Annotated in this window: 10 protein-coding genes and 1 pseudogene; 8 read left to right on the top strand and 3 right to left on the bottom strand. The window is 75.5% G+C overall.

Annotation, left to right across the window (positions count from 1 at the left end):
- The 7 genes and pseudogenes from AB0G13_RS02000 to AB0G13_RS01970 all read left to right on the top strand — a co-directional run.
- Positions 1-319 (top strand): annotated as a pseudogene (locus AB0G13_RS02000) (ATP-binding protein); the annotation flags it as partial.
- A complete protein-coding gene (locus tag AB0G13_RS01995; RefSeq protein ID WP_357867460.1) occupies positions 319-738 on the top strand; it encodes a roadblock/LC7 domain-containing protein in 420 nt (139 codons plus the stop codon). The pseudogene AB0G13_RS02000 and the gene AB0G13_RS01995, both read left to right, overlap by 1 nt.
- The gene (locus AB0G13_RS01990) at positions 728-1,117 is read left to right on the top strand and encodes a DUF742 domain-containing protein (protein WP_357867457.1); all 390 of its coding nucleotides are present in this window, start codon (positions 728-730) and stop codon (positions 1,115-1,117) included. The genes AB0G13_RS01995 and AB0G13_RS01990 overlap by 11 nt, the downstream gene beginning before the upstream one ends.
- A complete protein-coding gene (locus tag AB0G13_RS01985) occupies positions 1,098-1,700 on the top strand; it encodes an ATP/GTP-binding protein (protein ID WP_357867454.1) in 603 nt (200 codons plus the stop codon). Before AB0G13_RS01990 ends, AB0G13_RS01985 begins: the two co-directional genes overlap by 20 nt.
- Positions 1,701-1,833: 133 nt before the next feature.
- Positions 1,834-2,871 (top strand): lactonase family protein, encoded by a 1,038-nt coding sequence (locus tag AB0G13_RS01980; RefSeq protein ID WP_357867451.1) that lies wholly within the window; start codon positions 1,834-1,836, stop codon positions 2,869-2,871.
- Between the two features lie 143 nt (positions 2,872-3,014).
- A complete protein-coding gene (locus AB0G13_RS01975; protein WP_357867448.1) occupies positions 3,015-4,775 on the top strand; it encodes a substrate-binding domain-containing protein in 1,761 nt (586 codons plus the stop codon).
- 213 nt (positions 4,776-4,988) lie between these two features.
- On the top strand, positions 4,989-6,470 hold the full coding sequence (locus tag AB0G13_RS01970) for a sugar transferase (protein ID WP_357867445.1): 1,482 nt from the start codon (positions 4,989-4,991) through the stop codon (positions 6,468-6,470).
- Positions 6,471-6,483: 13 nt separating this feature from the next.
- On the opposite strand, the gene AB0G13_RS01965 is transcribed toward AB0G13_RS01970, so the two are convergent.
- Entirely contained in the window at positions 6,484-7,614 is a 1,131-nt protein-coding gene (locus tag AB0G13_RS01965) for a PP2C family protein-serine/threonine phosphatase (protein WP_357867442.1), read from the bottom strand.
- A gap of 66 nt (positions 7,615-7,680) precedes the next feature.
- Between AB0G13_RS01965 and AB0G13_RS01960 the strand changes: the two genes are divergently transcribed.
- Positions 7,681-8,271 (top strand): MarR family transcriptional regulator, encoded by a 591-nt coding sequence (locus AB0G13_RS01960; RefSeq protein ID WP_357867439.1) that lies wholly within the window; start codon positions 7,681-7,683, stop codon positions 8,269-8,271.
- A gap of 88 nt (positions 8,272-8,359) precedes the next feature.
- Here the strand turns inward: AB0G13_RS01960 and AB0G13_RS01955 are convergent, their stop codons facing one another.
- Complete coding sequence (locus tag AB0G13_RS01955) at positions 8,360-10,009, bottom strand: PP2C family protein-serine/threonine phosphatase (RefSeq protein ID WP_357867436.1); 1,650 nt, start codon at positions 10,007-10,009, stop codon at positions 8,360-8,362.
- A 126-nt stretch (positions 10,010-10,135) separates the two neighbouring features.
- Positions 10,136-11,374, bottom strand: a complete 1,239-nt coding sequence (locus AB0G13_RS01950; protein WP_357867434.1) for an ROK family protein — start codon at positions 11,372-11,374, stop codon at positions 10,136-10,138.
- Between the last annotated feature and the right edge of the window lie 33 nt (positions 11,375-11,407).

Here is an 11,407-nt window from a genome sequence, read left to right as displayed (position 1 = left end):
CCTGCCCCGGCGGCCGGCCCCGAACGGGGGCCAGCCATCCGGCGGGGACGCCCCGGGGCGGTCGCCCGCGCTGGACGGCCCGACGCTGCGGCAGCCGGTGATAGAGAGTCCCGCCCCGCGCAGCCCGGAGGAGGCGCGGCGGATCATGTCCGCCCTGCAGTCCGGCACCGCCCGTGGCCGCGCGGCGGCCACCGCGACGGCCCCGGAGCGGGCCGCCCCCGCCGGCCGGCCGGACCCGCCGCGCGAGGACCCGAGCCCGACGCCGGCCGCACGGCCGGTGGACACCGAACCCATGACCGCGACTGAGAGGGACGCCTGATGCATCCGACGAGGCAGAGTGCCGATCTCGACTGGTTGCTCGACGAGCTGGTGGAACGGGTGCCGGCCGCCCGACAGGCGGTGGTGCTCTCGGCGGACGGGCTGCTGATCGGCTCCTCCGCCGGCATGGACCGGGCCGACGCCGAGCACCTGTCCGCGCTGGCGTCCGGCTTCTCCAGCCTGGCCCGGGGCACCAGCCGGCAGGTGGCCGGCGGGGCGGTCCGGCAGACCGTGGTGGAGATGGAGTCCGCCTACCTCTTCGTCACGGCGGCCGGGCAGGGCGCCTGCCTGGCCGTGGTCAGCGACGCGGACGCGGACATCGGCCTGGTGGCGTACGAGATGGCGATGCTCGTCACCCGGGTCGGGGAGTACCTGAGCGCCCCGGCCCGTTCGACGGCGGGGGCCGCCGATGCGGGCTGAGTCGCCCGGGCCGCAGCACGAGTGGCTGGACGACGACGCCGGCCCGGTCGTGCGGCCCTACACCCTGACCGGCGGCCGGGTCCGGTCGGGCGCCGACGGCTTCGACCTGGTCGCGTACGTGCTGGCCGAGGCTGCCGCCGACCCGACCGTCCACCCGGATCTGCACCCCGAGCACCGGCGCCTGGTGGAGCTGGCCGCCCGGCCGGTCCCCGTCGCCGAGCTGGCGGCCGACCTCGACCTCGCGGTGGGCGTGGTCCGCGTGCTCCTCGGCGACCTGCGGGCGCGGGGGCTGATCGCGGTCCACCAGCCGACGGCCGCCGCGTACCTGCCCGACGACGACATCCTCAAGGCGGTGGTCAGTGGACTCCGTGCGCTATGACCGAACCGGATCCGGCCCCCGGATCCCGCTCGCGCTGAAGATCCTGATCGCCGGGGGGTTCGGCGCCGGCAAGACGACGCTGGTGAGCGCGCTCAGCGAGGTCCGGCCGTTGCAGACCGAGGAGGTGCTGACGGGCGCCAGCATCGGCACCGACGACCTCTCCGGCGTCGAGGCGAAGTCGACCACGACGGTGGCGATGGACTTCGGCCGGATCACGATCAACGACGACCTCCAGGTCTACCTCTTCGGCACCCCGGGCCAGGACCGGTTCTGGTTCCTCTGGGACGAGCTGGCGTTCGGGGCGCTCGGGGCGGTGGTGCTCGCCGACACCCGCCGGCTGGCCGACTGCTTCCCCTCGATCGACTACTTCGAGCAGCGGGGCGTGCCGTTCGTGGTGGGCGTGAACTGCTTCGACGGCGCCCGCCGGTTCAGCCTGGAGTCCGTACGCCAGGCGTTGGACCTCGACCCCGACGTGCCGCTGGTGCTCTGCGACGCGCGGGAGCGGCAGTCCGGCAAGGAGGTGCTGATCGCGCTGGTCGAGCACGTGGCCCGGCAGCGCGGCGAGCCCGTGCCGGCGGCCTGAGCCGGCGCGGCGGCGGTCCGGGCGGGCGTCTTCCGGCGGGCCGCCGCGATTCGGCGGGGTTTTCGGGGCTAAGCGGGCGGCCCAGTGGGAAGGGTGGTGGGATCGACGGAGGAATCGGCGGAGGGCGGATCCGGTGACAGGTCAGGGCGAGATCGTCCACATCGGCGGCTACACGGCGCACAGCGGGGGCCGGGGCACCGGCATCGTCGCGGTGCGGCGTGACCCCGCCTCCGGTGAGCTGACCCCGCTCGGCACCGTCGCGGTCACCCCCTCGCCCTCCTTCCTCGCCCGGCACCCGCGGCTGCCCGTGCTGTACGCGGTCAACGAGCTGCCGGACGGGCAGGTCAGCGCGTTCCGGGTCGGCGCCGACGGCGGCCTCACCGCGCTCGGCACCCGGTCCACCGGGGGCGCGGAGCCCTGCCACCTGGCGGTCGTCCCGGACGGCGGCCACCTCGTCGTGGCCAACTACGGCGGCGGCAGCGTGACGGTGTTCCCGCTCGACCCCGACGGCGTGCCCGGCGAGCGCAGCGACCTGGTGGCGCACGAGGGGCACGGGCCGGACCAGGAGCGCCAGGACCGCGCGCACGCCCACATGGTCAATCCCGACCCGGGCCGGGGCCCGCTGCTCGCGGTCGACCTGGGCACCGACTCGATCTACCGCTACGACCTGGACGCCGCCTCGGGCCGGCTGGTGCCCCGGGCGCCCCGGGTGCGCACGGCCGCCGGCGTCGGCCCCCGGCACCTGGCCCGGCATCCCGACGGGCGGCGCTGCTGGGTGGCGGGGGAGCTGGACGGCTCGGTCACCGCCTACGAGCTGACCGGCGGCGGTGCGCTGCACCAGCGGGGCCGGGTCGAGGCCAGCGACCGGACCGGGCCCGTCCAGCCGTCGGAGATCGCGGTCGGCCCGGACGGGCGCTTCCTCTATGTCGCGAACCGGGGGGTGGGCACCGTCGCGGTCTTCGCCGTCGCCGGCGAGCTGCCGGAGCTGGTCGCCGAGGTGGACACGGGCGGGGAGTGGCCGCGGCACTTCGCCCTGGCCGGGGAGCACCTCTACGTCGCCGACGAACGGGCCGACATGATCCGGGTCTTCCGGGTGGACGCGGGCACCGGCGTGCCGGCTCCGGTCGGGGAGCCCGTGGCAGTGGCGAGCCCCACATGTGTGATGCCCTGACCAGCCATCATTCCGGCGACGTCGACACCACGGGGCGGCCCGCTCGCTGAGCGTGACAATTTGGCGATCAACTATTTCTTCTGCGTAACTTTCGTCCGAACGGCCCGTGGCAGTCGTCCTGGCGGGTCCGCAAGATGGTCACCGTGTCAGCAGGCCGCCATCGCATGCGTAGGAACGTCCACGCAGCCACCGCCGCCGCTGCCGTGGGCGTCCTCGCCGTCACGGCCGGCGGCTGGTTCGGCTACCAGCAGCTGACGCAACCGGACTGCTCCGGGCGGATCGAACTCTCCGTCGCCGTCGCCGCCGAACTCGCCCCGGCGGTCGACGCCGCCGCGGCGAAGTGGGTGAAGAACGGCGCCGCGGTGGGCGGCACCTGCATCGCGGTGAACGTCTCGGCGTCCGATCCGGTCGACGTGGCCGCGACGGTCGCGGCGAAGCACGGCGTCACCCTGGCCGGCGTGGGGCAGGCCAGCGGCACGTCGGTCAGCCCGGACGTCTGGGTGCCCGACTCCTCCACGTGGCTGCTGCGGCTCAAGACCGGTGGCGCCACCGCCTTCGAGCCGGACATCGGCGCGTCCATCGCGCGCAGCCCGGTGGTCGTGGCGATGCCGCAGCCGGTCGCCACGCGGCTGGGCTGGCCGCAGAAGAAGTTCAGCTGGACCCAGCTCCTGCAGCAGGTGCAGAGCGACAAGCCGTTGCGCACCGGGATCGTCGAGCCGACCCGTGACGCCGCCGGCCTGTCCGGCCTGCTCTCGCTGACGGCCGCCGCCAGCGCCTCCGGCGGCCCCGACGCCGAGAAGGAGAAGGTCGCCGCGCTGCGGGCGCTGGCCACCGACCGCTCGGCGCTGCGGCCGGACCTGCTCGCCCGGTTCCCCACCGCCTCGGATCCCACGACGATCGCGAGCAGCCTGGGCGCGGCGGCGCTCTCGGAAGAGGACGTGATCCAGTACAACAGCAGGCAGCCACCGGTGCCGCTGGCCGCGCTCTACCTGGAGCCGGCGCCCGCGCCGCTGGACTACCCGTACGCGGTGCTGCCCGGCATCGAACCGGCCAAGGCGTCGGCGGCGCGGGTGCTCTACGAGGTGCTCGTCACCGACAACTTCCACGACCGGCTGGCGCGTCAGTCGCTGCGCGCGCCGGACGGCAACTGGGGCGCGGGCTTCGACGCGCCGCAGGGGGCGCCCAGCCCGGCCGGCGGCGCGCCGGCCCCGCCGGCCAACGGTGGTGGATCGGCTCCGGGCGGGCTCGACCCGCAGGCCATGGACCGGGCGGTCTCCAGCTGGTCGATCGCCACCCAGTCCGGCCGGATGCTCGCCGTCATCGACGTCTCCGGGTCGATGAAGGAGAAGGTGGCCAACGCCGGCAACGCGACCCGGCAGCAGGTCACCGTCGAGGCGGCCCGGCGCGGGCTCAACCTCTTCGACGACTCCTGGTCGATCGGCCTCTGGACGTTCTCCACGGAACTGGTGGGCTCCGTCGACCACCGGGAACTGCTCCCCATCGGGCCGTTGTCCCGTCAGCGCGGCAAGCTGGAACAGACCCTGGGCTCGATCCGCTCCTCGACCGGCAACACCGGCCTCTACGACACGGTGCTGGCGGCGTACCAGCAGGTGCAGGAGAACTGGGAGCCCGGCCGGGTCAACTCGCTCGTGCTGTTCACCGACGGCAAGAACGAGGACGCCGACGGCATCACGCAGCAGAAGCTGCTGGGCGAGCTGAACAAGATCAAGGACCCGGAGCGGCCGGTGCAGGTCGTGATCATCGGTATCGGCGGCGACGTGAGCAGGGCCGAGCTGAAGTCGATCACCGACGTCACCGGCGGCGGCGCCTTCGTCACCGAGGATCCGACCAAGATCGGCGACATCTTCCTCAAGGCGATCGCGTTGCGCAAGGCCCCGGCCTGAGCCGCAACGCAGCGCGGGGCGGACCCGCCGCACGGGACCGGGTGCCGTGGGCCCTTTCCCGACAAGGGGTTCCTCGGGGAAAGTAGTGACGGTAATGCGTCCGAAGCAATCGGCGACCATGGTCGGCGGGGCAGGATGTCATGGTGCCCCTGTGTCGGGCCCGCGCCCCGGGCCCGCCGTACGGGCCGTCGGCGACCGAAGTGGGGAGGGCCGGTGACCTCAGCGACGCTGTTGACCCCCGCCAGCACGTCGTCGAGACCGGACGAACCACGGCCAGGCCCGGCCCGCAGCCGCGAGCGCGCCTACGTCCGCTCCCTGGTGGTGCTGGACACCACCGTCCTGACCGTCGCCGTGCTCGTCGGGTACGTCGCCCGGTTCGGCGACGACGCTCCCGGCGGCTCGAAGATCCCGTACGTCCTGGTCGCCCCCGGGCTGGTCCTCGCCTGGCTGGTCTCGCTGCGGGTGCTGCGCTGCTACGACGACCGCGTCCTCGGCTACGGCGCCGACGAGTACCGGCGGGTCGGCACCGCCAGCCTGCGCCTCGCCGGCGGCATCGCGATCGCCGGCTACATCGCCGACGTCGGCGTCTCCCGGGGCTTCCTCGGCATCTCGTTCGCCGTCGGCATGCTCGGCCTGGAGGTGGCCCGGTTCGCCGCCCGCAAGCGGCTGCACCGGGCGCGGTCCGAGGGCGCCGGCTGGTCACGCAAGGTGCTGGTGGTCGGCGACACCGCGCACGTGCTGGAGCTGGTGCACACCCTGCGCCGCGAGCCGTACGCGGGCTACCAGGTGGTCGGCGCCTGCATCCCGGACGCGCTGCTCGCCCCGGTCGCGCAGCGGCTGGGCGACGTGCCGGTGGTCGGCTCGTTCCGGGGCATCCCCGAGGCGGCCACCGCCATCGGCGCGGACACCGTCGCGGTGACCGCCTCCGGCGAGTTGACCGCCACCCGGCTGCGCCGGCTGGGCTGGCAACTGGAGGGCACCGGGATCGACCTGGTGGTGGCCCCGGCGCTGACCGACGTCGCCGGCCCGCGCATCCACACCCGGCCGGTCGCCGGCCTGCCGCTGATCCACGTCGAGGCGCCGGAGTTCCGCGGGGCCCGCAAGCTGGTCAAGGGCTTCGTCGACCGGGCCGTCTCCTCGGTGGCCCTGACGCTGCTGCTGCCGCTGCTGGCCGTCGTGGCCCTGGCTATCAAGATCGACAGCCGGGGGCCGGTGCTGTTCCGGCAGACCCGGGTCGGGCAGGGCGGGCGGGAGTTCGGCGTCTACAAGTTCCGCACCATGGTGGTCAACGCCGACGCCCTGCTGGCCGCGCTGGCCGCCCGCAACGAGACCGACGGCCTGATGTTCAAGATGCGCGACGACCCGCGGGTGACCCGGATCGGGCGGCTGCTGCGCAAGTGGTCGCTGGACGAGCTGCCGCAGCTGGTCAACGTCCTGCTCGGGCACATGAGCCTGGTCGGCCCCCGCCCGCCGCTGCCCTCCGAGGTGGCCCGCTACGACGGCGACGTGGCCCGCCGGCTGCTGGTCAAGCCCGGCATGACCGGGCTCTGGCAGGTCAGCGGCCGGTCGGACCTGAGCTGGGAGGACGGCATCCGGCTCGACCTCTACTACGTGGAGAACTGGTCGCTCGCGGCCGACCTGACGATCCTCTGGAAGACCTTCGGCGCGGTGCTCAACAGCCGGGGGGCCTACTGAGCGGCCCGCGCGCTCAGTCCTGCGGGCCCGTCCAGTCCAGGCACACCACCACCGCGTCGTCGATCAGGTCGCCGGCGACGAACGCGCGCAGGTCGCCGATCAGCGAGCGGACGGCGTCCAGCGGCTCCATCGGCCCGGTCCGGCGCAGGAACCGGTCCAGCGCGGTCTCGCCGTAGCGGACGTCCTGCCCGGTGGCGTCGATGACGCCGTCGCTGACCACGAAGAGCCGGTCGCCCCGGCACAGCTCGAAGCGCTGCTCCCGGTAGTCGGTGGCCTCGAACATGCCGAGCGGGAACTGCGCCTCCAGCGGCAGCTCCCGCACCGTCCCGTCGCGCAGCAGCACGAGGCGGGGCGACCCGGCGTCGACCACGGTGAGCAGCCCCGAGCGCAGGTCCAGCTCCATCAGCAGCGCCGCGAGGTGCCGGTCGCCCCGGTGCAGGTCGTAGACGGCCTGGTCGGCGAGGGCCGCCTGGTCGGCGAGGCCGAGCCCGGACCGGCGGGCGTTGCGCAGCGCGTGGGTGGCGAGCGAGGTGAGCATCGCGGCGGTCACCCCCTCACCCGTGCCGTTGATGGTCGACAACCAGACCCGGGTGCCGTCGTCGGACCAGTCGAAGCTGTCGCCGCGCACGGCGTACGCCGGCTCCAGCTGCCCGGCGAGGCTGAACGACGGGCGGGTCCGGCTGCGGCCCGGGAGCATCTCCCACTGCATCTCGGCGGCGAGGGTGAGTCGCCTGCTGCGGCGCGCGGACCGGTAGACGTCCGTGCCGTCGGTGACCGCGGCGATCTCGTGGGCGAGCGCGGTGGCGATCTCCGTCAGCTCGTCGAGCGCGGCCGGCCGGCCCGGCGCGGGGGCCACCACCAGCACGCCCCGGCGTTCCCCGCGCATGGACACCGGGAGGTAGCCGGTGTCGTCGGCGACGGTCGGGCTCTGGTGGTCGAAGCAGCGCCAGGCGGGGTGCCCCGGCGCGGTGACGGGCTCCTCCCCGACCAGCGGGAGTAGCGCCGCCAACCGGTAGTCGACCTGGAGCAGGTCCACCCGGGTGATCCCGTAGCCCGCGGCGAGGACGTCGGCGATCCGGTCCAGCAGGAGGTCGGCGGGCGCCTCGTTGAGGACGCGCCGTGCCCGGTTGACCGGTTCGCTCATCATCGCTCCTTCATCACGAGCCCAGACCAGTGGATTCGGAGTAGTGTCGGGCCCACCATGGCGGAAGTGCACGGTCCCTACGGACCCGAGACGAGTATGGCCGTCGAGCTCGACACGGTGGCCGACGCCCTGCTGACGGTCTGGGAGGCCGCGCGGGAGCGGACGACCAGCAGGGTCTCCGGCGCGCAGTTGCGCGCGATCATGCTGGTCGAGCAACACGACGGGATCAACCTCCGTCGCCTGGCCACCGGGCTCGACATGCTGCTCTCCTCCGCCAGCCGGCTCTGCGACCGGCTGGTGGCGGCGGGCATGCTGGAGCGCGAGCCCGGCCGGTTCGACCGGCGGGAGATCTCGCTGCACCTCACCCCGGAGGCCCGCCGGCTCCTCGCCGAGCTGCGGGACGACCGGCGCCAGCAGCTCGCGGCGATCCTCGCCGACATGACCTCTGAGGGGCGGCAGGCCCTGCTGCGGGGGATGCGGGAGTTCGACGAGGCGGCGCGCCACCGGAACGCGTCCGTGCAGTCCGTCGAGGCGGCCGACCCCTGGCCGGGCGTGCCGCTGGAGCACCCAATCGGCCTGCCGACGCAGGAGCGGCCGGTCGACCTGTCGACGCGGGAGCGGCCGGGGACCGGGCCGCGGGTGGCCCGGACGGCCTGACCCGGGCGGCGGGGACCACCACGGCGGCTTCCCCCGTCGACGGGTGCGCCGAAGGTCGGGCGCGGCCAGCGGACGCGCGGCCGCGACGTCAGGCCGGCGCGGCCGAGACGGCCAGCATCGCGATGTCGTCCTGGCTCTGCCCGTCGAGCCACTTGTCGACGGCCCCGAGGAGCCGGTCGACCAGCGCGGCCGGGGGCAGCCCGGCGGCCGAGGCCAGCGCCGCGCGCAGCCGTTCCTCGCCGAACTGATCCTGGCCGCCGGGGCCGCCGCGCGCCTCGAGGACCCCGTCGGTGTACGCGAGCAGCAGCTCGCCGGGGGCGAGGTGGAGTTCGGCCTCGGCGAACCGGGCGGCGGCGAGCGCGCCCACCGGCATCCCGCCGACCGCGACCGGGGTGACCACGCCGTCGGCGCGGACCAGCAGCGGGGACGGGTGACCGCCGCCGGCGATCCGGACGCCGACGCCGCCGTCGGGCGCCGCGTCGAGGGTGCCGAGCAACAGGGTGGTGAACTGGCTGCGGCGGGCCGCGTCCGGGGCGTCGAAGAGCGCCTGGTTGAGCAGCCCCATCAACTCCAGCGGGCGCTGCTCGACCAGGCGCAGGGTCCGCAGGGACTGGCGGACCCGCCCGGTGAGGACGGCCGCGCCGACGCCCTTGCCGGCCACGTCGCCGAGGGCGAAGATCGCGCCACCCGGCACGGGGAACACGTCGTAGAAGTCGCCGCCGATGCGTAGCCGGTCCCCGGCCGCCCGGTACCCGCCGGCGAGGGCGGCGCCCGGTACGGCCGGCAGGTCGGGCGGGAGCAGGCTGTTCTGCAGCACCCGGGCGAGGTGGACCTGCTCGCCGTAGAGCTCGGCGGCGCCGAGGGCCGCGCCCGCGCGGGCGGCGAACTCCCGGGCCAGCTCGATGTCGCGCCGGGCGAAGCCGGCACGCCCGGCGCGCCGGACCAGCACCAGGGCGCCGGTGGTGCGGCCGGCGCCCCGCATGGGGCTGGTCAGCACGGTGCCGGGCCGGCCGAAGCCGGGCGGAAGCACGGTGGACAGGTCGGCCGTCTCCCCGTCCGGCCACCGGGCCGGGTCCACCGCGTGGCCGGCCAGCGCCTCGGCCAGGCCGGGCAGCGAGTCGGTCAGCGACCAGCCCGCCAGCCCGGTCGCGGGGGCGGGGTCGACGCCGTCGTACCGGATCCAGTGCGGCTGCGCGGACGGGGGCGGCAGGTGGACCACCATCGCCAGGTCGGCGAGGTAGGGCACGGGCAGGGTCGTCGCGGTCCGCAGCGTCTGCTCACGCTGGAGGGAGAGCCCGAGCCGGCTGCCGGCCTGGGCGAGGAACACCGTCCGGGAACGCTCGACGTGCAGCGCCTCCACGCGCGCGTGTTCCTCGGTGACGTCCCGCACGTACCAGGCGTGCCGCCCGTCGGCCAGGTCGCGTCGTACGCCGCACAGCCGGCGGCCGCCGTGTTCGGTGTCGAAGCTGTCCGCCCCGGCCCCCATCGCCCGGGCGATGGCCGGTACCGGACAGGTGTTCAGGTCCGTGCCGGGCGCGACCTCGGGGAGGAACGTGGTCGCCATCGCGTTGACCAGCGTCACCAGCCCCGCCCGGTCGGCCGTCACGACCGCCTCGGCGAGCCTGTCGAGCACCTCCCGGGTGAGCCGGGAGTCGGCCGGCCGCGCGGCGCCGGGGGAGCGGCCGGGTTGCCCGCCCTCGGCCGGGCCCGTGACACCGCCCCGGGGAGCGCTGGTCACCGCGGCTCGCCGGGCGCCCCGGTCTGGTGACCTGTGCGCATGCTGGTCGTGCACTCCTCGGATGTGGTCGTTGCCTCGGGGCAAGCGTACCGAGGCGAAGCCGCGCCGCCATCGGAGGAAGGCGACTCAGGCCGGGCGGGCCAGCCAGCCGGCCGGGCGCGCCAGGATCCGGCGTACCACCGAACCGGCCCCACCGACGGCAGCGGCGGCGGCGCCGAGGGCCGCCGGGCGGACGGTGACCGGCGACCAGGCCGCGGTGAGCACCCGCCGGGAGATCTCGGCGAGCACCGGCGGGCGCAGCCACGGCGCGAGCGGGGCGTATCCGCCGCCGAGCACCACGGTGTCGAGGTCCAGCAGGTTCACCACGCCGGCGACGGCGACCCCCAGGGCCGTCCCGGCCTCGGCGAGGGCCCGCAGCGCGGCGGGGTCGCCGGCCCCGGCCAGTTCCGCCAGCCGGGTCGTCGCGGTGTCCGCCGGGAGGTCCGCGCCGGCGAGGCCGGCCGCCGCCAGGATCGCCTCCTGCCCGGTGTACGTCTCCAGGCAGCCCCGCCCGCCGCACCGGCAGGGCGGGCCGTCGGGCCGGATCGGGATGTGACCGATCTCGCCGCTCCAGCCGCGCGCGCCCCGGAACAGGGCTCCGTCGAGCACGATCCCGGCGCCGATGCCGACCTCCCCGGAGACGTGCAGGAAGCTGGGCCGGCCCGCCGGGCCGGCGTGCAACTCGCCCAGCGCGGCGAGGTTGGCCTCGTTGTCGACCACCAGCGGCGGTACGCCGTCGACGTGCGCGGTCAGCGGCGCCCCCGCGCCCAGCAGCGCGGGTACGGGCACGTCGCGCCAGCCGAGGTTCGGCGCGAGCCGGACCAGGCCGGCGTCGTCGACCAGGCCGGGCACCGCGAGGGCCGCGCCGGCCAGGGTGAGCCCCTCTCGGGTGGCGTCGGCGCGGGCGCGGGCGGCCAGCTCGGCCAGCCGGGCGAGCGCCTCGGTGGGGGAGACGGGCCGCAGGTCGGCGCGGTGCACGGTGTGGTGGCGGACCCGGCCGGCGAGGTCGACCACGCAGGCGGCCAGGTAGTCGACGTTGATCTCCAGGCCGAGCCCGGCCGGGCCGTCCGTGGCGAGCACCAGGCCCCGGGACGGCCGCCCCGCGCCGGTGCGGGGCGTCGGCTCCGCCTCGGCGACCAACCGGCCGGCCAGCAGGTCCTCCACCACGGCCGAGACGGTGGCCCGGGTGAGGCCGGTGCCGGCGGCCAGCTCGGCCCGGGAGGGCGGGCGGTCGGCAGCGGCGATCCGGCCGAGCACCACGGCGAGGTTCCACTCGCGCAGGCTGCCCTGCCGCACCGCCCCGGGCGGGGCGTCGGGTCGGGTCACCCCTTGACACTGCCACAGGCCGATCAAATAATT

The organism is Micromonospora sp. NPDC023633, assembly GCF_040640035.1.
Taxonomy (GTDB): Bacteria; Actinomycetota; Actinomycetes; order Mycobacteriales; family Micromonosporaceae; genus Micromonospora.
Note: the sequence above shows the minus strand (reverse complement) of the source record. Positions and strands in the feature narration are given on the sequence as shown.